Origin of the sequence: Paracoccus niistensis (genome assembly GCF_042432925.1) — a bacterium.
GTDB classification, from domain to species: domain Bacteria; phylum Pseudomonadota; class Alphaproteobacteria; order Rhodobacterales; family Rhodobacteraceae; genus Paracoccus; species Paracoccus niistensis.
In genome coordinates, this window is record NZ_JBHLWE010000009.1 from 24314 (window position 1) to 49463 (window position 25150).

Genomic DNA, 25150 nt, shown 5'->3' on the forward strand with positions numbered 1-25150 from the left:
GCACGAATCCGTTACGTCAGGCGGTCGAGCCAGCCGGCGAAGCCCAAGGCTTCGTCCAGCACCGCAAGGCTGCCGGCAGAGGTTCCCGGCGCGACCTCCAGCGGGGGAAGACCCATGGCCGCGCGCGGTGTGTCCATCGCCATGGCGATGCAGCTTTCCAGGGGAACGCCACCCTGAAGGTGCAGCCGTGCCATGCCGGTCAGCATGTCCACATGCGCACCCGCCAGCGCGCCCTCGGCATTCACGAGCCGTCTGTCGCGGACCTCGATCCGCCGGCCGTAAAGCGTGAAGGCGTCGGGGCCGCCGACCGTGGGCATGGCGTCCGAGACGATGAAGCAACGGTCGGGCCGGGGGCGGGCGGCCAGGGCCAGCCGCAGCATGGCCCAGTTCACATGGATGCCGTCCGGGATCAGCCCGATCCAGGCGTCCGACAGGATCGCGGCGGCGGCAAGCCCCGGATCTCGGTGGTGCAGGGGCGGCATGGCGTTGAAGAGATGCGTGACCATCGTGACGCCATGGGCAAAGGCCGCCTGCGCCTGCTCGGCCGTGGCCGAGGAATGGCCTGCCGACAGCACGACACCCAGGCCTGCCGCCCGCGCCAGCAGCGCCGGGTCGGCGCGTTCCGGCGCCAGCGTCAGCAGAACCGGAATGCCCGCCGCGCGCAGGCGCTCCAGCACGGCTAGGGTGCGGCTGTCCAGCGGCCGGATGTGGCGCGCGTCATGGGTGCCCCGCCGCTCCGGCGCGATATGCGGGCCCTCGATATGAATGCCCGCGATGCCGGTGGTTCCCCAGGCGGCGATCACGGCAGCGGCGGCGGCTTCCAGAACCTCGGGCGCGTCGGTGATGACCGTGGGCAGGATTGCATGGGTGCCTAGTCCGCGATGCGCCGCCCGGATTGCGGCGATCCCCTCGAGCGAGGGGTCGGCGTTGAACAGCACGCCCCCGCCCCCGTTCACCTGCAGGTCGGTCGCGCCCGGCATCAGCAGGTGCACCCGCAGGTCGGGCGTATCGGTTCCCAGCGGCCCGACCGAGGCCACGCGTCCGTCCCGTAGCCGGACCCCCAGCCCCTCCTGCAGCCTGCCCCGGAACCAGGTCAGGTCGGGCGCAACCAGGAGGTTCAAGGCTGTTCCGCCGCCGTCATCCGCGCCAGCAGGGCGGCGCCGCGCACGCCACTCGCATCCCCATGGCGGGCAAGCCGCAGGATCGGGCGCGGCGTGCCGGGGATCAGGCGGGCGGGCAGCGCCGCCTCAAGCCGATCCACGAAGCCCGGCATCTGCGACAGGCCGCCCCCCAGCACCACGATCTGCGGGTCGATCGTCATCTGCAGGATTTCCAGCGCCTCGGCGGACAGGTCGGCCCAGGTGGCCAGCACCGCCTCGGCCTGCGCATCCCCGGCTGCGGCGCGGGCGGCCAGTTCCGGGGGCGCGATCTCGCCCAGGCCCATGTGGGCGGCCAGGCGGATCAGGCCCGGCCCGGGAATGTAGGCCTCGATGCAGCCGTCCCGCCCGCAGCCGCAGCGCCACTGGCCGAGACCATGGCGGTCGAGCGCCCGGCCGGGCATCCCGCAATGGCCCAGCTCGACCGCGATGCCGCCGTAACGCGCGGCGGGGCGGCCATTGACGCAGATGCCCGCGGCGACGCCGGTCCCGAAGATCAGCCCGACGACCGCCGCCGTCCCATCGGCCGCGCCGCCGTTCGCCTCGGAAAAGGCCAAGGCCATCGAGTCGTTCATCACTGGCAAGGGGCGGCCCGCGACGGCGGTCAGGCGCTCGGCCATGTGCTGGCCGCTGATGGGCAGGTTCGCGGTCTGGGCAAGGCCCGTGTCGGGCTCGACCACGCCGGTCATGGCGATGCCGATGGGCAGGTCGCCGCCCGCGCGGTCCCGCAGCCAGGCAACCTGTTCCCCCAGCGCCGAGAAGAAGGCATCCGCGCTGTCGCGGGGCGTCGGCACCCGGTGCGAATGGGTCGCGTTCAGCGCGGCGTCGAACAGCCGCGCCTCGATCTTCGTTCCACCGATGTCCAGCCCCGCGCAGATCATGAACCCCTCGCGCCCTGTTTCTCCAGGGTTCCTAGCGCGTGCAGGACGGCTTGCCAAACACCCCGCGTGCGCCCCCGAAGGGACGCGCTGTTCCGGCGGGTCAGGCGGCGCGCGGAAGGACGGGCACCTTCTTCTGCCGGGCGGGGCTCCTGGCCTGCAGCTTGGCGCCGATCGCCTCGACCCAGGCGCCGGTCACGCCATTCCGGATCGCGAGATCCCGAAGCTGGCGGAAACGATCCAGCTGCACCTTGTTGCTGGTCGGACAGCACAGGATGTCGGCCACGGAAATCTCGGCCTTGAGGCTTTTCGGAATCGCATGGCCATTGGCCAGGAATCCCAGCGCCGTGCGGATGCATTTCTCGCAGGTGCCGCAGTTCTGCGAGGGATCGGGATTGCGCCAGCAGACGCGCAGGTTGTCGGCCGCCACCGGCCAGCCCGCGATGGCGTCGATCTTGTCGTTGCGCGACCGCCCGCATCCATCGTGATGGATCGTCATGGCGGCGCCGCCCGTCAGCGGATCGGTGATCGGGTTCGAGCCCCAGGGGATTTCCAGCGCATCATAGGGACCGCTGCTGCCGATCAGGCCCTGGTTGAATTCATCGGAAAACTGCATCAGCGCGCAGGCGATGGCCGCGCCGTGGAACATCTCCCAATCGATGCGGAGCGCGTTCTTCAGGTTGGTCTTCATGCGGAACAGGCGCACATCGACCGTGTCCAGGATCGTGCGTCCCTGGTCGTAGATGATCTGCATGCCGCGGTCGTCACGGGGAGAGATGTCGAAGCCCTGCACCAGCAGCCCCGCCTGCAGGGGCTTGCGCGCCGGTTCAGGCCCGCCGATCCTGTGGTACCAGGTGGTGTAAAGGGCATCCAGGCCGCCGCTGAAGGCCTGGATCGCACGGGGCGGGCGAGTGTCCACGTGGTCCACGATGCTCTCGGCCTCGATTCCGATGCGCGAGAACAGCGCCGGGCGCCAGCTGGTCCAGGCTTCGACGAATTCATAAGCGTTCTGGATCATCCGGCGCGAGACCGGGCCCTGGACAAAAAGATCCCGGCCCTCGGCCATCGCCAGCATCAGCGCGGGCGCGACATGGCAGTCCAGCAGCGTCGGACGGGCCGTGATTCCCTCGGGAATATCGAAAAAGATCCGATCATGCCGCAGCCTGCGCAGCGGGGTTTCGGATTCGACGATCAGAAATCTTCGCACGCCCTGGCCAAGGCGCTTCTGATCCGCACGGATGGTGATCTTTGACACGAGATACCTGCAACATGCACACAACCGACAAGCGGGAAATGACGCGAACGGTCCCAGTCTGGCGCGCATCTCCGGCCCTGCCGCGATGATAGGCGAAGATGGTTAATCGACAAAGGCCGTAATTCCATTGGCGCGCTTTTCCAGGCCATTCGCAAAGGGGGGAAAGGAAATCCCGCGCATGAAAAAGGCCCCGGCAATTACCGGGGCCTTCGGGTGTCACAAGCCGGGGATCACTCGGCCTGGGCGTCTTCCTTCTTCGGCTCGGTGATCTCCTCGCCGGTTTCCTGGTCGACCATCTTCATGCCCAAGCGGACCTTGCCGCGGTCGTCGAAGCCCAGCAGCTTGACCTTGACCTCCTGGCCTTCCTTCAGCACCTCGTTCGGGTGCTGCAGGCGCTTGCCCGAGATCTGGCTGACATGGACCAGACCGTCGCGCTTGCCGAAGAAGTTCACGAAGGCACCGAAATCCACCAGCTTGACGACCTTGCCGGTGTAGATCTTGCCTTCCTCGGGCTCGGCCACGATCGAATAGATCATGTCATAGGCCTTCTTGATCGAATCGGCGTTGGCCGAGGCGATCTTGATGGTGCCGTCGTCGTTGATGTCGACCTTGGCTCCGCTGGTTTCCACGATCTCGCGGATGACCTTGCCGCCCGAGCCGATCACTTCGCGGATCTTGTCGGTCGGGATGGTCATCGTCTCGATGCGCGGGGCATGGGCCGAGAACTCGCGGCGGCCTTCGGTCAGGGCCTTCGACATCTGGGACAGGATGTGCAGGCGGCCGTCTTTCGCCTGCGCCAGCGCCTGTTCCATGATCGCAGGGGTGATCCCCTGGACCTTGATGTCCATCTGCAGCGAGGTGATGCCGTTCTCGGTGCCCGCGACCTTGAAGTCCATGTCGCCCAAGTGATCCTCGTCGCCGAGGATGTCGGTCAGCACGGCCCAGTTGTCGCCGTCCTCAAGCACGAGGCCCATGGCCACGCCCGCGACCGGCGCCTTCAGCGGCACGCCCGCGTCCATCATCGACAGAGAGCCGCCGCAGACCGAGGCCATGGACGACGAGCCGTTCGACTCGGTGATCTCGGACACGACGCGGATCGTGTAGGGGAAATCGGTCGCCGCCGGCAGCACTGCCTGCAGCGCGCGCCATGCGAGCTTGCCGTGGCCGATCTCGCGACGGCCGGGCGACCCCACGCGGCCAACCTCGCCGACCGAGTAGGGCGGGAAGTTGTAGTGCAGCAGGAAGTTGGACCGCGAGTTGCCGTGCAGCGCGTCGATGATCTGCTCGTCGTCGCCGGTGCCCAGCGTGGTCACGACCAGCGCCTGGGTTTCACCGCGGGTGAACAGCGCCGAGCCGTGGGTGCGCGGCAGGATGCCGACTTCCGAGACGATCGGGCGGACGGTACGGTTGTCGCGGCCGTCGATCCGGGCGCCGCCGCGGATGATGTCGCCGCGCAGGATGCCCGATTCCAGCTTCTTCAGCGCCGAGCCCAGGTTCGGGTCGGCCAGTTCCGCTTCATTCAGGCCAGCCACGATCGTCTCGCGCACGGCCTGAATGGCGTCGCGGCGGTCGGACTTGTCGATAATCGCATAAGCCGCGCGCATCCCTTCCTCGCCCAGCGACTTCACGCGCTGGTAAAGCTCGGAATAATCGGGCGACTGGAAGTCGAAGGGCTCTTTTGCCGCGTCCTCGGCCAGATCGATGATCAGGTCGATGACGGGCTGCATCTGCTCGTGGCCGAACTTGACGGCGCCCAGCATCTCTTCCTCGGTCAGCTCATAGGCTTCCGATTCGACCATCATCACGGCGTCCTTGGTCCCGGCGACGACCAGGTCCAGACGCTGTTCGGGATTGTTCCGCAGGTTGTCCATGTCGGCCACGTCCGGGTTCAGGACGTATTCGCCATTGGCAAAGCCCACGCGCGCGGCGCCGATCGGGCCCATGAAGGGCACGCCCGAGATCGTCAGCGCGGCCGAAGCCGCGATCATCGCCACGATGTCGGGGTCGTTGACCAGGTCGTGGCTCAGCACCGTGCACATCACCAGGACTTCGTTCTTGAAGCCCGGCGCGAACAGCGGGCGGCAGGGGCGGTCGATCAGGCGGGCGGTCAGCGTTTCCTTTTCGGTCGGCCGCGCCTCGCGCTTGAAGAAGCCGCCCGGGATCTTGCCGGCGGCATAGTATTTTTCCTGGTAGTGGACGGTCAGGGGGAAGAAGTCCTGACCGGGCTTCGGCTCCTTGGCGAAGGTGACGTTGGCCATCACCGAGGTCTCGCCCAGCGTGGCGATGACCGAGCCGTCAGCCTGGCGGGCAACCTTGCCCGTTTCCAGCGTCAGCGTTTCACGGCCCCACTGGATCGATTTCTTCACTTCGTCGAACATGCAGTTTCCTCGGGGGCGCACCGGCCCTCCGGCCGCCCGTGTCATATGGCGGCCCCATTGCCGCCTCCCCCAATCCTTCGCATGCGGCCGGGGGCGGGCCTCACGTCGCAGATTGACCGGCCTTACAGGAAAACCGGTCTCGTGAAAAGCATATTGGTCGTCGCCCGCATGCTGACAAGGGACGGAGATCATCGATCAGGAACGGGACGAGCGGCGGCCCTTGAGACCGCCGCCCGCAAGTGCACCGACGCGGGATCAAGCGCGGGCCAGGGTCTTCGGCTCGGCCGGTTGGGCTACGCGGCCGGGGCTGTCGCTTTCGGCCGGAGCCTTCGCCTTTTCGGGCGGCTCGGCCATGCGGGCGATCCGCTCGATCATGCTCAGGGTGTTTTCGCGCGCAAGGGACCTGACCGCCCAGGCCCGCGCCATGGCCTCGTCGTCCGGAGCCACGGGCGAGGGCAGTCGCGCCGGTTCAGGCGAAGCCGCGGCAGGAACGTTTCTCTGCCCGGTTCCGGCTGCCCCGAAACCTGTCGTCGCTGCGCCTGCCGCCGCGCCGGCTGGCAGGCTTCTGGCGGCGGCAGGCGTGCTGTCTGCCACCGCAGGGGGCGGAGCGGCCGCAGGCACATAACCCGCAGGCGGGCCGGCCGTCACGGACGTCGTTTCGCCGGGAGCCGGCGCGGCAGGCGCCGCTTGCACCGGCGAAACCGAGAAATCGAACCTGACGGCGCTGTCGCTGCTGTCCGGCACGGCTGCGGGACGCTGCGGCGCCGATGCGGCCTGCGCGGTGGAAGCGGCAGGGGCGGTTTGGGCCTCGGAAGCAGGCGTGCCGCTCTGCCGCCCCTGATTCCTGAGAAGTGCGAGCAGGCCGATGATTGCACCGGGAAGGCCCGCATTCACGTTGATAGGCATGATCAATCCTTTGTCCGACTACAGGCAAAGGATCACGAAAGGGCGAAAGGGAATCCAGAAATGGAAACGAAGGATTTTAATGGATCGTTAACCACGAGCCCCAGACTCGAAAAGGAAAACGCCCGCAGCTTTCGCCACGGGCGTGATGTAGTTCGCGGAAGGGCGCGGCGAATGTGCGCCCCTCGGGCTCAGCGGCGCAGGCCTAGGCGCGCGATCAGGTCGGTGTAACGCGCCTCGTCCTTCTTCTTCAGATAATCCAGCAGCTTGCGGCGCTGCGCGACCAGCTTCAGAAGGCCACGACGCGAGTGGTTGTCCTTCTTGTGGGTCTTGAAATGCTCGGTCAGCGTGGCAATGCGCGAGCTGAGGATGGCCACCTGCACTTCGGGCGAGCCGGTGTCGCCGGCTTTGGTGGCGTATTCGCCCATGACGCGGGCTTTTTCTTCGACGGTGATCGACATCGGGGTCTCCTGATGTGAAGGGTGATGGCGCAGGCCGGGATGTCGTCCAGCACAGGCCCGTGGAGGCTCCGCCCGAATCGCCGGGCGGATCGGGGGCGTATAGGGGAAAGGGCGGCGGAAGGAAAGTCTGCTCAGCCCGTGCGCAGCCCGATCCGGGCAGCATCGAGCCCGGCGGCGTTCAGCACATGGGCCACCGGCTGCCCGTTCAGAAGCACGAGCCCCGTGCCATCGGGCTGCAGGTCGAGCGTGACCTCGGCCGAAGCCACATCAGCCTCGGGCAGCACCAGTTCCAGCCGGTCCTCGGCCGCGTCGAAATCGGCAATCGTCGCGGGCGCCTGGCCGGCGATGGCTTCCGCGGGCAGCGTGAACAGGTCGCGGTCCGCGCCGCCTTCCAGCCAGTCGTCCGAGGCCCCGACCAGCGTGTCGTTGCCCTCGCCCCCATGCAGCCAGTCGCGTTCGCCGTCGCGGTCAACCGCGACCAGCAGGTCGTCGCCCTCGTCGCCCGACAGGTCGTCCGCGCCCGCGCCAGCCTGCAGCGTGTCGTTCCCTGCCCCGCCCGCCAGCCAGTCGCTGCCTTCTCCGCCCCCGACCAGGTCGTCGCCCTCGCCCCCGAACAGCGTGTCGTCGCCTGTCCCGCCGTCCAGCACGTCCTGGCCGCCGTCACCCACCAGCATGTCGCGGCCCGCACCGCCCAGCAGCGTGTCGTCGCCGAAATCCTCCAGCGTGTAGTCGCCGTAGATCACGTCGTCGCCATCGCCCCCCGAGACATGGTCGTCGCCGCCCCCCGCCCGGATGTCATCGTTCCCCCCGGCTCCGTCGATCCGGTCATCCTGGTGCAGGCCCTCCAGCCACTCGTCCGAGTCGGTCCCGATGAGCGGCGGAACGGTCTCGTCGTCGGGTTCCTCGGACGCCGGGGCGTCGGGATCGTCGGGGGACAGGAAGTCTTCGTCATCCTCCTCTCCGTCATCGGAGGAGGGGTCGATGACAAGCGCCAGCATCATCACGCTGGCAAGGCTGAGCAGCACGAGCATCACATGCCCCCGGGGTCCATCGCGGCGCAGGCGCCGCCTGTCCCCGCCCTAGCGCGAAACCACCCGCTCTCGCATCCGAAAGGTTGCTAAAGGGTTAAGGCGCGCCTGCTCCGCGCGGACGGCGCAGGTAGACGTAATAGGCGCCGCCGCCGCCATGGCGGACATGGGCGGGAACGACCTGCAGCACTGCCTGGGCCACCGGGGCCATGTGCAGCCAATGGGGCACCTCGTGGCGCAGCGCGCCCGAACGGACAGGCAGCGGCCCCTGGTCGCCCTTACCCTTGCCGGTGATCACCAGGACCAGCCTGTGGCCCGCCGCCTGCGCCCGCAGGATGAAACCCGTGAGCTCGGCCTTGGCCACCGCCAGGGTCATGCCATGCAGGTCGATCCGGGCGTCCGGCCGCAGCTTGCCCCGCACCAGCGAGCGATGGGTCTTGGCATCCATCCGCAGGGGCTGCGCCGCAAGCCGTTCGGCGGGCGAAGGCAGATGCGCCACATGCACCCGCGCAGGCGCGGCCTTGCGGCCGAGGCCGAAGTCCTCGGGCAGCGCAAGGCGCGGGACGTAGACGGGTGCGGGGGACGGCGTTGGGACGAGGGGCGGCTCGGCCGGGGGTGCGGCGAGGCGCCGCCGCTCGGCTGCGGCCATGGGGCTCACGCTGCGGGCAACCTGCGCCCACAAGGCCTTGTCATCCTCGGACAAGCCGCCCCGGCCGCGGCGGGCCATGTCAGGCGGTTGCGACGAGCTGCCAGTTCGGGTCGTCCTGACCCATCCGGCGTGCAAAGGTCCAAACGTCGCGCTGCTTGCGCGCGGCCTTGGGATCGCCCTCGACCACGTTGCCCCCCGCGTCGCGATGGACGGCGATCAACTCGCCCACGAAACGGACGGAAATCTCGCCCGTGCCGGTCTGGGGATCGAAGCTTGCGCCCTGCAGGGCGGTCTCGCGGGTGCCGAGATACTGCACCTCGGTGCGGATGCCCTGAGCCTGGCGCTGCGCGATCACGGCGTCGAAGGCCTCGGCCACGGGGGGCGCCAGGAACGGGCGGACTTCGGACAGGTCGCCCCGTTCGAAGGCGGTCAGGATCATCTCGTAGGCCTGGCGCGCACCCGACAGGAAGGGGCCGACCGCAAAGGAGGGCTCGGCCCGCTGCATCGCGCTCAGCGCCTCGGCGGCGGGCGTTCCGGCCTCGGCATGGTCCAGCACGTCGCTTTCCTCGGCAGGCACGGCCACGGGCGCGGGACGCGCGGCCTGCACGGGCTGGGGCGGCCGCTCGAAGCCCTCGCGGGTGCCCAGGACGTTGCGCAGGCGCATGATGAGAAAGACGGCGATGGCCGCAAGCACGACGATCTGAAGCATCGTATTGGACATTCTGCGCTTTGGCCCCAAGGGTCTGGTCTGGAAGGATCGCTCGATTATGTAGGTGCCGAGGGCCGCCAAGTCCAGTTGCGGCCCATGCGCGAGGTTGAACATGTGGTTTCTGGTCCCCTTCGTCCTGCTGCCGATCCTCGAGATCGCGCTGTTCGTCCAGATCGGCGGAGAGATCGGGGTGGGTGCGACGATCCTGTGGGTGCTGGCCTCGGCGGTCATCGGCATCTGGGTGATGCGCCGGCAGGGCGCGGCCGCGATGGCCGACCTGCAGCGCGCGGTGCACGAGTTCCGCGACCCGGGCCAGCCCATCGCCCATGGCGCGCTGATCATGCTGGGCGGGGGGCTGCTGGTGCTGCCGGGCTTCTTCACCGATGCGCTGGGGATCCTGCTGCTGATCCCGCCGGTGCGCAGCCTGCTGCTGCGCACCCTGGGCCGCCGGGTCCGGGTGACGACGGCGGGCTTCGGCACCGGCCGCCACGGCACGCCCCCCGGCCGCGCCACGGTGATCGACGCGGAATATGTGGAGGTGGAGGAAAGCCTCGACGACCTGCCCCCCTCGCTGCCGCCGCGCGGGCCGCGTCGTCCATCTGGCTGGACGCAGCATTGAGCGGCGGTCGACCCGGTGCTAACAGGCGGACGAACCGCTGACGCGAGGACGCAAGATGAGCGATGAGACCACCAACGGCGCCCCGGGCGGCGCATCGGGCGCGCAGCCGGCCCAGCCGCAACCCGCGGCCCAGCCCGGCGTCCGCCTGAACATCCTGGCCCAGTTCACCCGCGACCTGTCCTTCGAGAACATCGTCGCCCAGAAGGGCATCGGCGGCGAGGTTTCGCCCGAGATCCAGGTGCAGGTCAGCCTCGACGCCCGCAAGCGCCAGGCCGATCACCAGTACGAGGTGATCTGCAAGTACCGCGTCACCTCGCAGAACAGCGCGGACCAGGCCAAGCTGTTCCTGTGCGAGCTGGACTATGCCGGCGTCTTCCACATCGAGGGCGTGCCGGAAGAGCAGATGCACCCCTTCCTGATGATCGAATGCCCCCGGATGCTGTTCCCCTTCGTGCGCCGCATCCTGTCGGATGTGACCCGCGACGGCGGCTTCCCGCCCTTCAACCTGGACCCGATCGACTTCGTCGCATTGTACCGGCAGGAAGCCGCACGCCGCGCGCAGTCGGGGGCCGAGCGCCCGCAAGGCCAGCCGCTGTCCTGACGGCGATGCGCCCTGACACGTTTCATGGGCCGCCCTGCCTTGGGCGGCCCTTTCTCATCCTCGGGGGTCCTTGCTGATGGCGCGTGCAAGGGCATGGCAGCGGATGCTGTCGGGCCGCAGGCTGGACCTGCTGGACCCCACGCCGCTGGACATCGAGATCGAGGATATCGCCCATGGGCTGGCCTTCGTCGCCCGCTGGAACGGGCAGACGCGCGGAGACTGGGCCTATACGGTGGCCGAGCATTCGCTGCTGGTCGAGGAGATCGTGAGCCGCACGGACCCGGGCATCGCGCCGCAATGGCAACTGGCGGCGCTGCTGCATGACGCGCCGGAATACGTGATCGGCGACATGATCTCGCCGGTCAAGGCGGCGCTGGGGCCGGGCTACCGCGAGATGGACGCCCGGATCGCCGCGGCGGTGCATCGCCGCTTCGGGCTTCCGGCGGTAATTCCGCGACTGGTGAAGGTGCAGATCAAGCAGGCCGACCGGCTGTCCGCCCGTCTCGAGGCAGTCGAGATCGCCGGCTTCAGCCCCGCCGAGGCGGACCGCCTGTTTCCGCTGCCTCCGGGTGCGAGCACCGGGGGGCTGGCCATCCGGCTGCGCCCGCCGACCGAGACGCGCGCAGCCTTCCTTGATCGTTTCGCCGCGCTGATGGCGCGCCTGGACGGCTGAGACCCCCGCGAAGGGGACGTCAGGCCCGCAGGTCTTCCAGCGACTTGCCGGATTCGATCTGCTCGGTCACCCAGCGCGGGCGACGGCCCCGGCCGGACCAGGTCTGGCTGGGATTTTCGGGATGGGCGTATTTGGCCTGGCCTTCGCCCGAACCGCCACGACGGCCGCGGGACGAGGCGCCGGTCAGCTCATTCAGGTTGAACCCCAGCTCCTTGGCGGTCCGCTCCAGCGCGGCCATTGCCTCCTTGCGGCGGCGGGTTTCGTAGGAGCTGATCGCCCGATCAATCTGGTTGCGCAGGTCGCGCAGATCATCCAGCGACATCGAGTCCATGTCTATTTCCAATGCTCATTCCTTTCGCGCGAAATGGAACGACCGAATGGCAAATCCTTCGGGAAGCCGCAACCCGAAAATTTCAGCGCGGGCTTCGCTTGGCGAGAATGCGCTGCAGCGTGCGCCGATGCATATGCAGGCGGCGTGCCGTTTCGCTGACATTCCTGTCGCATTGTTCGAAGACACGCTGGATATGTTCCCAGCGGACGCGATCGGCCGACATCGGATTTTCGGGCGGCGGCGGCAATGCGTTTGCCTGCGCCAGCAGGGCATTCATCACCTCGTCGGCATCGGCGGGCTTCGACAGGTAATCCGCGGCGCCCATCTTGACGGCAGCGACGGCCGTGGCGATCGCGCCATAGCCCGTCAGCACCACGATGCGGCAGTTCTCTCGGCGTGACCGCAGGGCATCCACAACATCTAGTCCGCTGCCATCCTCAAGCCGCAGATCGACCACAGCATAGGCGGGGGCGGCCTGGGCCACCATCTCGCGCGCGGCGGCCACGCTGGTGGCAATGCGGGGCTGGAAGCCCCGGCGCTCCATCGCGCGGGAAAGCCGCGTCACGAAAATCTCGTCATCATCGACCAGAAGCAGGCTGGGGTCCTCGACAATGCGGGCGGCATTTTCTGCGTTCATGTCGATCTCGTTTTCTTGATCAGGATCATCGATGGTGGAATTGCGCGATTTGTATCAGCCGCATATCACGCCGCGTCGACAAAACAGGCGATCTGTTCGGCCATCTGTTCCGGGCTGGTGTCGCGCGTAAAGAACTCGACCGTTCCATGTCCCGGAAGGACCAGAAAACTCTGTGTGGTGTGATCAACCAGATAGTTTTCCTTGTCCTCGGCATCGTTCAACCGGAAATAGCCGCGCCAGGCCTGGCTGACTGTCGTCACCTCTTCGGGCGATCCGGTAATGCCCAGCATTTCGGGATGCATGGCGTCGGTGAACTCGCGCAATCTTTCGGGCGTGTCGCGCGCGGGATCGACCGACAGGAAGACGGGCTTCACCGACATGCCCTGCTCGGCCAGGATGTCCACGGCAGCGGCATTGCGCGCGGCATCCATGGGACAGACATCCGGGCAATAGGTATAACCCATGTAGAAGATCGACGGCCGGTCGAAGACCTGCGCGTCCGTCACCCGTGCGCCGGTTTCGTCCGTCAGGGTGAAGCTGCCGCCCAGCGACCCGGCCCCGCCCGCCACGACCGAGCGGCGGCAGCCTGCAAAGGGATCGCCCGAGGCGGGACGCAGCCACAGCCATCCCGTCAGCAGCACCAGCACGGTGGCAAGAAGCCCCAGCATCATCAATCGGCGGTCGGTCATGCGTCCATCCTCTTCGTTGCCGCGTTCGGCGCCCGTGGCTATCAACCGTCACGCCAACGAGGCAAGGCCCGCATCATGCCACCGAAGTTTTCCACGCGCCACGACCCTCTGCCCGCCACAAATGGAGCAAGGCTCCTGCAGGGCCGCCTTCGTCCAGGGCCCGTACGCCCGCGCACGCTGATCGCCGCCCGCTGGATCGCGCTTGTGGGACAGGCCGCGGCGGTTGTGGGCGCCTGGGCCGTGGGGGCGCGCTTCCCTCTGGCCCCCGTGGCGCTGGTGATGGCGGCAGCGGTGGCGATGAACCTGCTCCTGGGGACAAGGGTGCAGCGCACGGATGACCGGCATGCGCTGGCGCAGCTGGGCTTCGACACGCTGCAGACGGGGGCGCTGCTGACCCTGACCGGCGGCATCGGCAACCCCTTCGCGCTGTTCGTGCTGTCGCCCCTGACCATCGGCGCGACGGTGCTGCCGCTGCGCCACATCCTTGTGCTGGCGGCCACCACGGCGGCGATGCTGGTGGTGATGACGGGCGCGGGCGTGCCGCTGACCTTCCTGCCCGGGCCCCTGCCCCCTGAGGTCGCGCTGTATGTCGGGCGCGTGCTGGAACTGTTCATCGGCGGTGCTTTCTTCGCCCTCTGTGTCTGGCGCGTCTCGTCGGATCTGCGGGCGACGGCGGACGCGCTGGCCGCGACGCAGATGGGGCTCGCGCGCGAGCAGCGGCTGCAGCACCTCGGCGGGGTCGTCGCGGCGGCCGCGCACGAGATGGGCACGCCCCTTGCCACCATCAAGCTGATCGCGGGCGAACTCGCCGACGAGTTCGCGGACCGCCCCGAGATTGCCGAGGATCTGGCCGAATTGCGCCGATCGGTTGATCGCTGCCGTGACATCCTGCGCAGCATGGGCTCGGCCGGCAAGGACGACCTGCTGCTGCATTCGGCGCCCCTCGCCGATGTGCTGGACGAGGCCGCGGCGCCCCACCGCCAGCGCGGCGCCCGGATCGGAATGGAGCTTGGCGCGGCGGGCGCCCTGGTCATCCGGCGCGACGCGGGGCTGATCCACGCCTTGCGCAACCTCATCCAGAACGCGGTCGATTTCGCCTCGGCCAATGTCGAGGTCCACGCCAGCCACGAGCACGGCCGGATCGTCGTGGAGATCCGGGATGACGGTCCGGGCTATCCGCCCCATTTGCTGGGCCGGTTGGGCGAGCCCTATCTGTCCACCCGGAAGGCCGGGTCGTCCTCTGGCCCCTACGAGGGGATGGGACTCGGCCTCTTCATCGCGCGGACGCTGCTGGAACGCAGCGGCGGCACGGTCGCCTTCTTCAACGGAGACGGCGCGGTCGCTCGCGTGACCTGGCCCGACGCGGCGATCATGGCCGATGATCGCGCCGCTCTTGGACCCAACCCCGCAATCGCGGATTGATCGCGGCATGGTTGCCGCTTAACCATTTCTTAAGGCGCAGGCTGCTATCACGCTCGCCGGACAGGACGCGGTGGGCGGCGCATGACGGATGGCATCACGGTGGGGCTGGCCCTTGCGGCAGGGGTGGTCTCGGTCCTGGCCGGGCTCGCCCTGGCGCAGTGGACAGGCATGGACGGGGCGCACCCCGGACCCCTGCGGCGCGCCCCGCCGCCGAGCCGGTCGCCTTCCTGTTCCGCGACCGCCGCCTGATCGACGCAACCGGCCCGGCCAAGGCGCTGATCGAGGCCCTTCGGGGTGAAGGGGAATGGACGCGGCTCTGGACCTGGCTTTCCCAGCGGTTCGATGAACCTCAGCGCCTTCTGGAACTGGCGGCGCAGGACGGCACAGCCACGCTGGCGGCGCAGGGGGGCCTTTCCGGCCTGCGCCTGGACCTGCACGACCTGGGCAGCGGGCTTGTCCGGATCGAGGTCGTGGACCCGCGGCTTGAACATGCCGGGATCACCGTCAACGCCCACTCCCTTGCCGCGCTGGAAGATGAGCTGTCGATCCTGCGGGATTCGGTCGATCATGCCCCGGTGCTGATCTGGCGCGAGAATGACGCAGGCGCCGTGGTGTGGGCGAATGCTGCCTATCTCTGCGCGGTCGAGGCGCAGCTGACGGACGAAACGCGCTGGCCCCTGCCGCGCCTGATCGCCCTGCCGCCCGAAGCCGAGGGCACGACCCGCGCCCAGATCGAGGGCGACGAGCAGCTGCGCTGGTTCGACTGTCACCTGCAGCCGGGCGAGGGGCACCGCACGATCTTCGCGGTGCCCGCCGACAGCGCCGTGCGGGCGGAGCGCAGCCTGCGCGAATTCGTCCAGACGCTGACCAAGACCTTCGCCGACCTGCCGACGGGGCTTGCGATCTTCGACCGTGACCGGCGACTTCAACTGTTCAACCCGGCCCTGATGGACCTCACGGGCCTGTCCATCGGCTTTCTGACCGCCCGCCCCACCCTGCACGCGCTGCTGGATGGCTTACGCGAGCTGCGCATGGTGCCCGAGCCCAAGGATTATGCCAGCTGGCGCAACACCATCGCCACGCTGGAGGCCGAGGCCGCCTCGGGCCGCCATGTCGAGATCTGGTCGCTGCCGGGCGGACAGACCTATCGGGTGACCGGGCGTCCCCATCCCGACGGAGCCATCGCCTTCCTGTTCGAGGACATCACGGGCGAGATCGCCATGACGCGCCGCTTCAAGGCGGAACTGTCCCTTGGCGCCGAGATCCTGGACGGGATCGACGCGGCGGTCGCCATCTTCGATTCGGACGGCCGCGTGCTCAGCGCGAACCGCGCCTTCGAGGCGATCTGGGGCGCCAGGGCCGCCGAAAGCCTGCGCGGTTACCTGGACCTGTGGCGGCGCATCGCGGTGGACAGCCCCGGCTACCAGAGCCTGCGTCGCGCGCTCGCCTCGGACCGGGGCGACGCTCCCCTGCAGGGCGCAATCGCGGGACCCGACCGCTCGATCCTGTCCTGGCGGGTGCGCCCCTTGTCGGCGGGCCGCCGGATGGTGCAGTTCGCCCCCTCGATGACGGCCACGCTGACCACGGACGGAGCGGTTTCGCCTGCAGGGCGGGAGCCTTCGGGCAGCGCGGCAACTCGGGCGACGGCAGGAGCGGCCTGAGGAATTCTGTCTACCCGAGGCTTGCCGGTCAGACCGGGCGCGCGGGTTTGGCGGCAGTTCATGCGTTCCGCAATGACGGGTGAACGGCTGCCGGAAAGTGAACCAAAGTCGTCCTGCCGGTCCGGACACTGCGGCTGCAATCCCGCCTGTGTTGTGTTCCTGGGATTACGTCTCTGGCGTGCCTCAGATATGACACGAGTGGGTAATCAACGGCCATGCCGCCGACTTTGGCATGCGACAGCCTGCGACACGACCAGTTCCCCTTGGGCATCCGGCTCAGCGTTCCGGCGCCTTGCCTCAAGGTCTCGAACCATATCTGCGGAACAGGACAGCGCGTCCGACATAGGGAACGCTCCACAAGGGTAGGCCCTGGTCCCGGACGGTTCCGCATTGGAAGACGGGACGCCGTTCTTCGAGTTGCGAGCCCTTGCATGCTGGACCGGAAGACGCGGCTGCATCCTTCCGGTCGAGAATATCGGGCATCAGGCCAGAAGGGGCGCTGGCGGCCCAGGCCTGCCTTGGCAACCATGGCACCCTTGCCGGAGCTCCTAGTCCGAGGACGCAGGGTCCGCGTCTTCCGCTTGCCGCTTGGGTCGTTCGCCGAAGATCGCGCTGCCCACCCGCACATGGGTCGCACCCTCGGCGATGGCGGTCTCGAAATCCGCGCTCATGCCCATGGACAGGCCGTTCAGGCCGTTCCGTTCGGCGATCATGCGCAGCAGACGGAAATGCGGCAGCGGGTCTTCCCCCTCCGGCGGGATGCACATGCAGCCTGCGACCGGCAGATCGAGGCTGCGGCAGAGCGCGATGAAGCCGTCCGCCTCGGCAGGCGGGATGCCCGCCTTCTGGGGCTCGTCCCCGGTGTTGACCTGCACGAACATCCGGGGTGCGCGTCCCAGGTCCTGCACGCTGCGCGCCAGCCGCTGCGCCAGCGAGGGGCGGTCCAGACTGTGGATCGCATCGAACAATTCGACCGCGGCGCGCGCCTTGTTGGACTGCAGCGGGCCGATCAGGTGCAGCTCGACCCCCGCGCGGCCCTCGCGCAGCGCAGGCCATTTCCGCTGCGCCTCCTGCACGTAATTCTCGCCGAACACGCGCTGGCCTGCCTCCAGCGCGGCGATCACCCGCGTGTTGGGCTGCAGCTTGCTGACCGCGATCAGCGTCACGTCTGCAGGGTCGCGGCCTGCCGCTCGGGCCGCTGCCTCGATACGTTGCCGGATCTCGTCAAGGCTCATGGCATGCCGTCCTTTCACGTTCGGCGAATCGCAAATGAAAAGAGCGGGCACAAGGCCCGCTCGATCCGTTTCAAGCCTGATCGAAGGGATCAGAACTGGAACTTGATACCCACGTCGGCGCGGGTCTCGTTGTCGGCGAACAGCTCATTCTTGATGACCGCGCCGGCCAGGGTCGCGCCAGCGCCCAGGTCGTAGGACGCACCGATGCCATAGGCGTCGTAGGTGTCTTCCGCTGCGTCGCCGAAGCCTTCAAGGATCTCGACTTCGCGGCGGATCCACAGACCCTGGATGCCGACGCCGTTGGCCATCGCGTACTCGACCGACAGACCGTAGGCGCGGTCATAGTCGACTTCGAAGGTGCTTTCGTCGTCGTCGAAGTCGTATTCGAAGTCACCCAGCTGGGCGAGGTCGCGATCGTCGTAGTCGGCGTAGAAGCCCTTGATCTTGAACTCGTTGATCGCGGCGGTACCACCGACGACGATCTCGCGGCCGTCACCGTTTTCCGAGTAGGCCAGGGCGACGTTGTAGGCGCCGAACTCGTAACCGGCGGCCAGCGAGAAGGCGACGTCGGTGCTGTCGTCTTCGTCGAAGTCATAGCACTCGAGGTCGCCGACGATGACGTTGCTGGCCGAGCAGTCGCGACGCGAGCCGTCGGTCATCGACGCGAACAGGTTCACGCCGCTAAAGGTGTATTCGTACAGAGCGGTCGGGCCCTGCTCTTCGTTCTCGCCGTCGCCGGTCAGGAAGTCGATTTCTTCCGGGTTCGACGCGAATTCGCCGCTGGTGTAGCCCAGTTCGGTCAGGTCGCCGATCGCGGCTTCAGCAGCCGAGACGACGTCGCCCATCGACAGCTTGCCGAAGGTGCCCGAGACATAGACCGAGCCGGCGGTCCCGTGCGCGGCCGAGCGGCCTTCCGGATCCGCGCGATAGTTTTCCTGGTCGACGCGGAACGAACCACCGAACGACAGACCCGAGTCGGTTTCGCCCGACAGATTGAACTTGGCGCGGACGCGGCTGGAGAACTGCGCGTTTTCACCGTCCCACACCAGACCCATGCGGCCGTCGCCGGTCAGGGCGACCTCAGCGGACGCGGCACCCGTCAGGGCAACCAGCGCGCTGGTGGCGATCAGAAGCTTTTTCATGGCTTTCCCTCTTGTCTCTCTCTGTCCCCAATCCGATTGAGCAGAATGGGTGTGCTTCAGGTCTCGCGCTTTAAGGTCCACATTGCAACGAATTGGCCCGGGCCATTGCGACTTGACGAGACCGTGATGCACAAGCGCCACAGTCCGTTGCGGCAGGGCGTCGCCCCTGTCCGGCCTGCTTGCGGGACGTCTTCTGCAGGGGCGCTTGTCGTCCCGCGGGCAAACAAGCTATGCCTGCCCCAACGCCCTGACGCCGGGGCCTTCGGGATGATCCTGCCATGACCATTCGCGCCGCCCTGACGATCCGCCATCCGATGCGCCTTGCCGCGGTCCTGTCGCTTTGCGCGCTTGCGGCCTGCGGCCAAGGCGGGCTTCCCGCCTCGCAGCACGAGGCGCGCGAGGCCGCCCAGCCGCGCCGCTCCACGATCTGGGACCTGTTTTCCAACAGCGGCGATCCCCAGCGCATGGTCGCCGTGAACCGCTACCTGTGGAACGCGAGCCTCGAGGTGCTGGACTTCCTGCCCATCCAGACGGTCGATCCCTTCACCGGCGTGATCGTCACGGGCTACGGCACGCCGCCGGGCGGGGGGCGAGCCTATCGCGCCACCATCAAGGTGTCGGACCCGGCGCTTGACGCGCGCAGCCTCAAGGTGTCGCTGCAGGGGGCGGGCGGCGCGGCCGTCGCACCCGACACGGTGCGGGCGGTCGAGGACGCCATCCTGACCCGCGCCCGGCAGTTGCGCGTCCGCGATGGGCAATTGTAAGCCGCTGGACCTGTCCCCCTTGCAGGGCTAAACCCGCCGGGCCATTTCACCGCCCGGAGTCCCGCCATGCCCTATGATCCCGCCCATAGCGAAAAGCGCTGGCAAGAGGCGTGGGAAAAGGCCGGCAGCTTCCGCGCCGTCCGGGACGAGCGGCCCAAGTATTACGTTCTTGAGATGTTCCCCTATCCCTCGGGACGCATCCACATGGGGCATGTCCGCAACTACACGATGGGCGACGTGGTGGCGCGCTACAAGCGCGCGCAGGGGTTCAGCGTGCTGCACCCGATGGGCTGGGACGCCTTCGGGATGCCCGCGGAAAACGCCGCGATGGAACAGGGCGGCCATCCGCGCGACTGGACCTATGGCAACATCGCCACCATGCGCGACCAGCTGAAGCCCTTGGGCCTGTCGATCGACTGGAGCCGCGAGTTCGCCACCTGCGACGACGACTATGTCGCCCAGCAGCAGGCGCTGTTCCTCGATTTCCTCGACGCCGGGCTGATCTATCGCAAGAACGCCGTGGTCAACTGGGACCCGGTGGACATGACGGTTCTGGCCAACGAGCAGGTCATCGACGGCAAGGGCTGGCGCTCGAACGCGCCGGTGGAACGGCGGGAACTGACGCAATGGTTCTTCCGCATCTCGGATTACTCCGAGGAACTGCTGGAGGCGCTGGAGACGCTGAAGGGCTGGCCCGAGAAGGTCCGGCTGATGCAGGCCAACTGGATCGGGCGCTCGCGGGGCTTGCAGTTCCGCTTCGACACGGTGGACGCGCCCGAGGGCTTCGACCGGATCGAGGTCTATACCACCCGTCCCGACACGCTGATGGGGGCGTCCTTCGTGGCGCTTTCGCCGGATCATCCGCTGGCAAAGGCGCTTGAGGCGAGCGACGAACGGCTGGACGCCTTCGCCGCCGAGGCCCGCAAGGTCGGCACCTCCGAGGAGGCGCTGGAGAAGGCCGAGAAGGTCGGCATCGACACCGGCATCCGCGTGCGCCATCCGCTGGACCCGAACTGGGAATTGCCGGTCTGGATCGCGAACTTCGTGCTGATGGACTACGGCACGGGGGCGATCTTCGGCTCGCCCGCGCATGACCAGCGCGACCATGACTTCGCCTGCAAATACGGGCTGCCGATCCGGGCGACCTTCGGCAAGCCCGGCATGACCGAAGCCGAAGCCGACGCGCTGGTGGCCGACGAGCCCTATGTGCCCCTGAAATCCGAGACCGTCACCTATGTCCGCGGATTCTCGGGCAGCCGCGACCAGGCCGGAGAGGCCGCCGTGGACGCCGCCATCCAGCATGCCAAAGCGCAGGGCTATGGCGAGGGCGTGACCAAGTTCCGCCTGCGCGACTGGGGCATTTCGCGCCAGCGCTACTGGGGCTGCCCGATCCCGGTGGTCCATTGCGAAAGCTGCGGCACCGTGCCCGAGGCCAAGAAGAACCTGCCGGTTCTGCTGCCGCGCGACGTCAGCTTCGACCGTCCCGGCAACCCGCTGGACCGCCATCCGGCCTGGGCGCGCGCGACCTGCCCGAAATGCGGCGCTGCTGCCCGGCGCGAAACCGACACCATGGACACATTTGTCGACTCGTCCTGGTATTACGCACGCTTCACCGCGCCCCATGCGGCCACGCCCACCGACCGGGCCGACGCCGACTACTGGATGAACGTGGACCAGTATATCGGCGGCATCGAGCACGCGATCCTGCACCTGCTCTATTCCCGCTTCTTCGCCCGTGCGATGGTGAAGACGGGGCACCTGCCCGAGACGGCGAAGGAGCCGTTCGACGCGCTGTTCACGCAGGGCATGGTCACGCACGAGATCTACCTGACCCGCGACGAGCGCGGCCGGCCGGTCTATCACCTGCCCGAGGACGTGAGTGACGGAAAGCTTTCGGACGGCACCCCGGTCGAGATCATCCCCTCGGCCAAGATGTCCAAGTCCAAGAAGAACGTCGTGGACCCGGTGAACATCGTGCAGGGCTTCGGGGCCGACACCGCGCGCTGGTTCATGCTGTCCGACAGCCCGCCCGAGCGCGACGTGGAATGGACCTCGGCCGGGGCCGAGGCTGCGGCCAAGTTCCTGTCTCGCGTCCACCGGCTGGCCGAGGACAAGGGCAGCGAGGACCGCGAGGACGCCGACCTCCTGCGCGCCGCCCATCGCGCCATCGACGAGGTGACCCGTGCCATCGAGGGCTTTGCCTTCAACAAGGCGGTGGCCAAGCTTTACGAACTGGCGAATGCGGTGTCGAAGTCCTCCGCCTCGGGCGAGCCCCGCCGGGCCGTCCTGCGGATCATGGCGGCGCTGATGGGGCCGATGGTCCCGCACCTGGCCGAGGATGTCTGGGCGCTGACGGGTGGCCAGGGGCTGCTGGTCGATGCGCCCTGGCCCAAGGCGGACCCGAACCTGCTGGTCAGCAATCAGGTCACGCTGCCGATCCAGATCAACGGCAAGCGCCGGGGCGAGATCACCGTGCCCGCCGACATGGCCCAGGTCGAGGTCGAGCAGGCCGTGCTGGCCGACGAGACGGTGCAGAAGTTCCTGAACGGCCAGCCGCCGAAGAAGCTGATCGTCGTGCCGGGACGGATCGTCAATGTGGTCGCGTAGGGCCGCGCTGCTGGCCGCGCTGCTGGCCGCGCTGGCGCTGGCCGCCTGCGGGTTCCAGCCGGTCCATGGGCCGGGGGGCGCGGGTACGCGGCTGCAGGGACAGGTCCGTGTCGCGGATCCGCAGACCGCCGACGACTATGCCTTCCTGCGCCGCCTGACGGAACGGCTCGGCCCCGAGCAGGTGGTCCGCTACGACCTCGGCTACCGGCTGCAGATCGCCTCGGTCGGGCAGGCGATCACGCCCGACGAGGTGACGACCCGCTATTCGCTGAACGGCACCGCCACCTACAGGCTGACCGAGGCCGCGAGCGGCACGGTGGTCGCGCAGGGCGAGGTCAGCAACTTTTCCAGCTACTCGACCGAGGGCACGGTGATCGCCACCAACGCGGCCGAACAGGACGCACGGGGCCGGCTGGCCGTGATGCTGGCCGACCAGGTGGTGACGCGGCTGCTGGCCACGGTGCCCTGACCCCCATGATCCTCAAGGGCGCCGAGATCGCGCGCTATCTCGCGCGCCCCGACCCGACCCGGCCCGCGCTGCTGATCTACGGGCAGGACGCGATGCGCGTGGCCCTGAAGCGGGCCGAGGCCGTGGCGGCCCTGACCGGCCCCGATGCCGAAGCCGAGATGCGCCTGACGCGCCTTGCCGGCGGCGACCTGCGCCGGGACGCGGCCGCGCTCATGGACGAGATCAAGGCCGTGGGCTTCTTTCCTGGCCCCCGCGTGGTGCTGGTCGAGGAGGCGAACGACGCCGCTGCCCCCGCCATTGCCGCGGCGCTGGACGCCTGGGCTCATGGCGACGCAGTGATCGTCGTGACAGCCGGGAGCCTGGGCAAGACGTCGGCGCTGCGCAAGCTGTTCGAGCCGCACAAGGCGGCTGTGGTGGCTCCTATCTACGACGATCCGCCGGGCGAGGAGGAAATTTCGCGCTGGCTGGCCGAAGCCGGGCTGCGCGCCGTGCCACCTGCCGCCATGCGCGACCTGACGGCGCTCGCGCGCGCGCTCGATCCCGGCGACTTCCGCCAGACGGTCGAGAAGATCGGGCTTTACAAATACGGCGATGACAGCCCCCTGACCCCCGACGAGATCGCCGCACTGGCCCCTGCGACCGTCGAGACCGACGTGGACGAGTTGGTCGAGGCGGTGGCCGAGGGCCGCTCGGACAGCTTGGGCGCGCTGATGCGGCGGGTCGAGACGCAGGGCATCCTGCCCGTCACGATCTGCATCGCGGCGCTGCGCCATTTCCGGGCGCTGCACGCGGCCGCCTCCGACCCCGGCGGGGCGGCTGCAGGAATCGGGCGGCTGCGGCCCCCGGTCTTCGGGCCGCGCCGCGACCGCATGGCGCGGCAGGCGCAGGCCTGGGGGATGCGCGCGCTGGAGGAGGCGCTGCATCTGCTGATCGACACGGACCTGACGCTCCGCTCGTCCTCGCGCGCGCCGGCCATGGCGGTGATGGAACGCGCGCTGATCCGGCTGGCGATGATGCCAAGGGGGCGACGGTGACCGAGGACGTCCCGGCGCTGGTGATCGGCGCAGGACCCGCCGGGCTGATGGCGGCCGAGGTTCTGGGCGCAGCCGGGCACCGGGTGGTCATCGCGGAGGCCATGCCCTCGCCGGCGCGGAAGTTCCTGATGGCGGGAAAGTCGGGGCTGAACCTGACCAAGGACGAGCCGGCCGAACTGTTCGCGGCACGGGTGGCGAGGGGCGCTGCCCCCGCGTCCCTCCGGGACGCTCCCCCGGGATATTTCGGCGAAGAAGAGCTGAAGGCCATCGTCGCGGGCTTCGGCCCGGCGGAGGTGATGAACTGGGCGCAGGGCTTGAGGATCGAACTGTTCGCGGGCTCGACCGGACGGGTGTTCCCGGTCGGCATGAAGGCCTCGCCCCTGCTGCGGGCCTGGTTGGGGCGGTTGGCTTCGCAAGGGGCCGAGCTGCGGCTGCGCTGGCGGTGGCGGGGATTCGAAGCCGAGGGGTTGACCTTCGACACGCCCGAGGGGCCGTGTGTTCTCAGGGCGGGTGCTACGGTTCTGGCCTTGGGCGGGGCAAGCTGGCCACGGCTGGGCTCGGATGCTGCCTGGGTGCCTTGGCTTCGTGATCAGGGCGTGGCGGTCGCACCGTTCAGGCCCGCGAACATGGGGTTCCGCGTGGACTGGTCGGCGGCGATGGCACCGCTGCATGGTATGGCGGTCAAGGGCACGCGGTTGTCGGCGGGGGCGCTGGAAAGCCGGGGCGAATGGGTGCTGACGGCGGCGGGGATCGAGGGCGGCGCGGTTTACGAGATCTCGGCGGCGCTGAGGGATGGCGCAGAAGGCTTCGTCGATCTGGCGCCTGACCTGGATGCAGGGGCGCTGGCCGGGCGACTGGCGCGGCCGCGCGGGAAGCTGTCGGTCGGCAACTGGCTGAGGCGGGTCTTGGGCGATCCGGTCAGGGTCGCGCTGCTGCTGGAATGGGGCCGTCCGCTGCCCGAGGGCCCAGCCGCTCTGGCTGCCCGGATCAAGGCGCTGCCCTTAAGGCACGCGGGACCCATGCCGATTGAACGGGCCATCTCCTCGGCCGGCGGCATCGCGGCCGGCGCGCTTTCGCCCGACCTGGAACTGAAGGCGCGTCCGGGCGTCTTTGCCGTCGGCGAGATGCTGGACTGGGAGGCGCCGACGGGCGGCTATCTGCTGACCACCTGCATGGCCACCGGGCGGCATGCGGGACATGCCGCCGCCCGGCACCTGGATCAGGAGCTGTCGGCCGCCAGATAGGCCGGGCGCCGCCGCACGCGTGCGAGATAGGCCCGCAGCCGCGCATCCTCGGGCATCGCCTGATAGCGCTCGGCCCAGTGCAGGCAATGGCCCAGCACAATGTCGGCGATGGTGAATTCTTCTCCTGTCAGCCAGGAAGTGTCGGGCAGGGACTCGGCCACGGCCGCGAACCCTTCCGCCAGGCAGTCCGCCACCCAGGCGCGCACCTCGGGGACAGGAGGCGGTCCGTGGCCCTGCATGAAGGTCGTCCAGTTCATCAGCGGGCCGTCGATCCGTTCGCCCACGCGGTGGGTCCAGCCGTCCTGCACCGCCCGCTCGACCGAGCCGGGCGGATGGGTCAATGCGCCGTAGCGGTCCGCCAGGAACGACAGGATCGCCGTCGAGTCCTGCAGGATCGTGCCGTCGCGCAGTTCCAGCGCGGGCAGGCGCCCGCCCGGCACGGCATCGCGCGCGGCTTGGGTAAAGGGCATGACCCGGTCGTGCCGGTGAGGGATGTGCAGTTCCTCCAGCATCCACAGCAGGCGGAAGGCCCGCGTCCCTCCGTAGCCGATCACCTTGTACATCCGTTCCTCGCCGTCCGACGCCTCAAGCGCTGCATCCTGCC

General features: G+C 68.5%; 25 protein-coding genes. 10 read left to right on the plus strand and 15 right to left on the minus strand.

From position 1 onward, the window contains the following. Positions 1 to 11: 11 nt before the first annotated feature. From ACFFII_RS02705 to ACFFII_RS02745, 9 genes are all read right to left on the minus strand, one after another. Positions 12 to 1121: an N-acetylglucosamine-6-phosphate deacetylase gene (locus ACFFII_RS02705; RefSeq protein WP_377697356.1), complete on the minus strand. Its 1110-nt coding sequence runs from the start codon at positions 1119 to 1121 to the stop codon at positions 12 to 14. Then, positions 1118 to 2038 (minus strand): ROK family protein, encoded by a 921-nt coding sequence (locus ACFFII_RS02710; protein ID WP_377697357.1) that lies wholly within the window; start codon positions 2036 to 2038, stop codon positions 1118 to 1120. Before ACFFII_RS02710 ends, ACFFII_RS02705 begins: the two co-directional genes overlap by 4 nt. A 100-nt stretch (positions 2039 to 2138) precedes the next feature. Further along, the gene (locus tag ACFFII_RS02715; protein WP_377697358.1) at positions 2139 to 3290 is read right to left on the minus strand and encodes a hypothetical protein; all 1152 of its coding nucleotides are present in this window, start codon (positions 3288 to 3290) and stop codon (positions 2139 to 2141) included. Between the two features lie 230 nt (positions 3291 to 3520). Next, on the minus strand, positions 3521 to 5668 hold the full coding sequence (gene pnp / locus ACFFII_RS02720) for a polyribonucleotide nucleotidyltransferase (RefSeq protein ID WP_377697359.1): 2148 nt from the start codon (positions 5666 to 5668) through the stop codon (positions 3521 to 3523). 255 nt (positions 5669 to 5923) lie between these two features. Then, on the minus strand, positions 5924 to 6115 hold the full coding sequence (locus ACFFII_RS02725) for a hypothetical protein (RefSeq protein ID WP_377697360.1): 192 nt from the start codon (positions 6113 to 6115) through the stop codon (positions 5924 to 5926). Positions 6116 to 6762: 647 nt separating this feature from the next. Continuing rightward, positions 6763 to 7032 (minus strand): 30S ribosomal protein S15, encoded by a 270-nt coding sequence (rpsO, locus tag ACFFII_RS02730; RefSeq protein ID WP_090756507.1) that lies wholly within the window; start codon positions 7030 to 7032, stop codon positions 6763 to 6765. 131 nt (positions 7033 to 7163) lie between these two features. Further along, entirely contained in the window at positions 7164 to 8063 is a 900-nt protein-coding gene (locus ACFFII_RS02735) for a calcium-binding protein (RefSeq protein WP_377697361.1), read from the minus strand. A gap of 94 nt (positions 8064 to 8157) precedes the next feature. After that, positions 8158 to 8787, minus strand: coding sequence for a Smr/MutS family protein (locus ACFFII_RS02740; protein ID WP_377697362.1), 630 nt, complete (start codon positions 8785 to 8787; stop codon positions 8158 to 8160). A 1-nt stretch (position 8788) separates the two neighbouring features. Then, positions 8789 to 9430 carry a Tim44/TimA family putative adaptor protein gene (locus ACFFII_RS02745; RefSeq protein ID WP_377697363.1) on the minus strand — a complete coding sequence of 214 codons (642 nt, stop codon included), beginning with the start codon at positions 9428 to 9430 and terminating at the stop codon, positions 8789 to 8791. Between the two features lie 100 nt (positions 9431 to 9530). Here ACFFII_RS02745 and ACFFII_RS02750 point away from each other — a divergent pair, with 100 nt between their 5' ends. The 3 genes from ACFFII_RS02750 (at position 9531) to ACFFII_RS02760 (ending at position 11311) form a co-directional block, all read left to right on the plus strand. Beyond that, a complete protein-coding gene (locus tag ACFFII_RS02750; RefSeq protein ID WP_377697364.1) occupies positions 9531 to 10037 on the plus strand; it encodes an FxsA family protein in 507 nt (168 codons plus the stop codon). 55 nt (positions 10038 to 10092) lie between these two features. Continuing rightward, on the plus strand, positions 10093 to 10638 hold the full coding sequence (gene secB / locus ACFFII_RS02755; protein ID WP_377697365.1) for a protein-export chaperone SecB: 546 nt from the start codon (positions 10093 to 10095) through the stop codon (positions 10636 to 10638). Positions 10639 to 10714: 76 nt separating this feature from the next. Beyond that, entirely contained in the window at positions 10715 to 11311 is a 597-nt protein-coding gene (locus ACFFII_RS02760; protein WP_377697366.1) for an HD domain-containing protein, read from the plus strand. A gap of 19 nt (positions 11312 to 11330) precedes the next feature. On the opposite strand, the gene ACFFII_RS02765 is transcribed toward ACFFII_RS02760, so the two are convergent. The 3 genes from ACFFII_RS02765 to ACFFII_RS02775 all read right to left on the minus strand — a co-directional run bounded on the left by ACFFII_RS02765 (position 11331) and on the right by ACFFII_RS02775 (position 12968). Then, on the minus strand, positions 11331 to 11642 hold the full coding sequence (locus ACFFII_RS02765) for an H-NS histone family protein (protein ID WP_377697367.1): 312 nt from the start codon (positions 11640 to 11642) through the stop codon (positions 11331 to 11333). An 82-nt stretch (positions 11643 to 11724) separates the two neighbouring features. Continuing rightward, the gene (locus ACFFII_RS02770) at positions 11725 to 12279 is read right to left on the minus strand and encodes an ActR/PrrA/RegA family redox response regulator transcription factor (RefSeq protein ID WP_377697368.1); all 555 of its coding nucleotides are present in this window, start codon (positions 12277 to 12279) and stop codon (positions 11725 to 11727) included. Positions 12280 to 12344: 65 nt separating this feature from the next. Further along, positions 12345 to 12968, minus strand: coding sequence for an SCO family protein (locus ACFFII_RS02775; protein WP_377697370.1), 624 nt, complete (start codon positions 12966 to 12968; stop codon positions 12345 to 12347). 75 nt (positions 12969 to 13043) lie between these two features. On the opposite strand from ACFFII_RS02775, the gene ACFFII_RS02780 reads away from it, so the two are divergent. Both ACFFII_RS02780 and ACFFII_RS02785 read left to right on the plus strand, forming a co-directional pair. Beyond that, positions 13044 to 14390 carry an ActS/PrrB/RegB family redox-sensitive histidine kinase gene (locus ACFFII_RS02780; RefSeq protein WP_377697371.1) on the plus strand — a complete coding sequence of 449 codons (1347 nt, stop codon included), beginning with the start codon at positions 13044 to 13046 and terminating at the stop codon, positions 14388 to 14390. Between the two features lie 158 nt (positions 14391 to 14548). Next, positions 14549 to 16051 (plus strand): PAS domain-containing protein, encoded by a 1503-nt coding sequence (locus ACFFII_RS02785; RefSeq protein ID WP_377697373.1) that lies wholly within the window; start codon positions 14549 to 14551, stop codon positions 16049 to 16051. Between the two features lie 548 nt (positions 16052 to 16599). On the opposite strand, the gene ACFFII_RS02790 is transcribed toward ACFFII_RS02785, so the two are convergent. Continuing rightward, positions 16600 to 17286, minus strand: coding sequence for a YggS family pyridoxal phosphate-dependent enzyme (locus ACFFII_RS02790; RefSeq protein ID WP_377697374.1), 687 nt, complete (start codon positions 17284 to 17286; stop codon positions 16600 to 16602). An 89-nt stretch (positions 17287 to 17375) separates the two neighbouring features. Continuing rightward, positions 17376 to 18428 (minus strand): porin, encoded by a 1053-nt coding sequence (locus tag ACFFII_RS02795; protein WP_377697376.1) that lies wholly within the window; start codon positions 18426 to 18428, stop codon positions 17376 to 17378. Between the two features lie 278 nt (positions 18429 to 18706). Here ACFFII_RS02795 and ACFFII_RS02800 point away from each other — a divergent pair, with 278 nt between their 5' ends. The 5 genes from ACFFII_RS02800 (at position 18707) to ACFFII_RS02820 (ending at position 24546) form a co-directional block, all read left to right on the plus strand. Next, the gene (locus ACFFII_RS02800) at positions 18707 to 19192 is read left to right on the plus strand and encodes a DUF3576 domain-containing protein (protein WP_245688875.1); all 486 of its coding nucleotides are present in this window, start codon (positions 18707 to 18709) and stop codon (positions 19190 to 19192) included. A gap of 66 nt (positions 19193 to 19258) precedes the next feature. Continuing rightward, entirely contained in the window at positions 19259 to 21799 is a 2541-nt protein-coding gene (gene leuS / locus ACFFII_RS02805) for a leucine--tRNA ligase (RefSeq protein WP_377697378.1), read from the plus strand. Further along, positions 21786 to 22268 (plus strand): LPS assembly lipoprotein LptE, encoded by a 483-nt coding sequence (lptE, locus tag ACFFII_RS02810; RefSeq protein ID WP_377697379.1) that lies wholly within the window; start codon positions 21786 to 21788, stop codon positions 22266 to 22268. The genes leuS and lptE overlap by 14 nt, the downstream gene beginning before the upstream one ends. A 5-nt stretch (positions 22269 to 22273) precedes the next feature. After that, entirely contained in the window at positions 22274 to 23302 is a 1029-nt protein-coding gene (holA, locus tag ACFFII_RS02815; protein WP_377697380.1) for a DNA polymerase III subunit delta, read from the plus strand. Next, on the plus strand, positions 23299 to 24546 hold the full coding sequence (locus tag ACFFII_RS02820) for a BaiN/RdsA family NAD(P)/FAD-dependent oxidoreductase (RefSeq protein ID WP_377697381.1): 1248 nt from the start codon (positions 23299 to 23301) through the stop codon (positions 24544 to 24546). The genes holA and ACFFII_RS02820 overlap by 4 nt, the downstream gene beginning before the upstream one ends. On the opposite strand, the gene ACFFII_RS02825 is transcribed toward ACFFII_RS02820, so the two are convergent. Then, positions 24522 to 25109 (minus strand): glutathione S-transferase family protein, encoded by a 588-nt coding sequence (locus ACFFII_RS02825; RefSeq protein WP_377697383.1) that lies wholly within the window; start codon positions 25107 to 25109, stop codon positions 24522 to 24524. The two genes, ACFFII_RS02820 and ACFFII_RS02825, sit on opposite strands and share 25 nt — an antisense overlap. Between the last annotated feature and the right edge of the window lie 41 nt (positions 25110 to 25150).

What these genes read in the sequence shown, in the direction of transcription:
- ACFFII_RS02710 (WP_377697357.1), bottom strand. Translation starts at nt 2,038, where the DNA reads ATGATCTGCGCGGGGCTGGACATCGGTGGAACGAAGATCGAGGCGCGG.
- pnp (WP_377697359.1), bottom strand. Translation starts at nt 5,668, where the DNA reads ATGTTCGACGAAGTGAAGAAATCGATCCAGTGGGGCCGTGAAACGCTG.
- rpsO (WP_090756507.1), bottom strand. Translation starts at nt 7,032, where the DNA reads ATGTCGATCACCGTCGAAGAAAAAGCCCGCGTCATGGGCGAATACGCC.
- ACFFII_RS02735 (WP_377697361.1), bottom strand. Translation starts at nt 8,063, where the DNA reads ATGCTCGTGCTGCTCAGCCTTGCCAGCGTGATGATGCTGGCGCTTGTC.
- ACFFII_RS02740 (WP_377697362.1), bottom strand. Translation starts at nt 8,787, where the DNA reads ATGGCCCGCCGCGGCCGGGGCGGCTTGTCCGAGGATGACAAGGCCTTG.
- ACFFII_RS02745 (WP_377697363.1), bottom strand. Translation starts at nt 9,430, where the DNA reads ATGTCCAATACGATGCTTCAGATCGTCGTGCTTGCGGCCATCGCCGTC.
- ACFFII_RS02750 (WP_377697364.1), top strand. Translation starts at nt 9,531, where the DNA reads ATGTGGTTTCTGGTCCCCTTCGTCCTGCTGCCGATCCTCGAGATCGCG.
- secB (WP_377697365.1), top strand. Translation starts at nt 10,093, where the DNA reads ATGAGCGATGAGACCACCAACGGCGCCCCGGGCGGCGCATCGGGCGCG.
- ACFFII_RS02760 (WP_377697366.1), top strand. Translation starts at nt 10,715, where the DNA reads ATGGCGCGTGCAAGGGCATGGCAGCGGATGCTGTCGGGCCGCAGGCTG.
- ACFFII_RS02765 (WP_377697367.1), bottom strand. Translation starts at nt 11,642, where the DNA reads ATGGACTCGATGTCGCTGGATGATCTGCGCGACCTGCGCAACCAGATT.
- ACFFII_RS02770 (WP_377697368.1), bottom strand. Translation starts at nt 12,279, where the DNA reads ATGAACGCAGAAAATGCCGCCCGCATTGTCGAGGACCCCAGCCTGCTT.
- ACFFII_RS02775 (WP_377697370.1), bottom strand. Translation starts at nt 12,968, where the DNA reads ATGACCGACCGCCGATTGATGATGCTGGGGCTTCTTGCCACCGTGCTG.
- ACFFII_RS02780 (WP_377697371.1), top strand. Translation starts at nt 13,044, where the DNA reads ATGCCACCGAAGTTTTCCACGCGCCACGACCCTCTGCCCGCCACAAAT.
- ACFFII_RS02790 (WP_377697374.1), bottom strand. Translation starts at nt 17,286, where the DNA reads ATGAGCCTTGACGAGATCCGGCAACGTATCGAGGCAGCGGCCCGAGCG.
- ACFFII_RS02795 (WP_377697376.1), bottom strand. Translation starts at nt 18,428, where the DNA reads ATGAAAAAGCTTCTGATCGCCACCAGCGCGCTGGTTGCCCTGACGGGT.
- ACFFII_RS02800 (WP_245688875.1), top strand. Translation starts at nt 18,707, where the DNA reads ATGACCATTCGCGCCGCCCTGACGATCCGCCATCCGATGCGCCTTGCC.
- leuS (WP_377697378.1), top strand. Translation starts at nt 19,259, where the DNA reads ATGCCCTATGATCCCGCCCATAGCGAAAAGCGCTGGCAAGAGGCGTGG.
- lptE (WP_377697379.1), top strand. Translation starts at nt 21,786, where the DNA reads ATGTGGTCGCGTAGGGCCGCGCTGCTGGCCGCGCTGCTGGCCGCGCTG.
- holA (WP_377697380.1), top strand. Translation starts at nt 22,274, where the DNA reads ATGATCCTCAAGGGCGCCGAGATCGCGCGCTATCTCGCGCGCCCCGAC.
- ACFFII_RS02825 (WP_377697383.1), bottom strand. Translation starts at nt 25,109, where the DNA reads ATGTACAAGGTGATCGGCTACGGAGGGACGCGGGCCTTCCGCCTGCTG.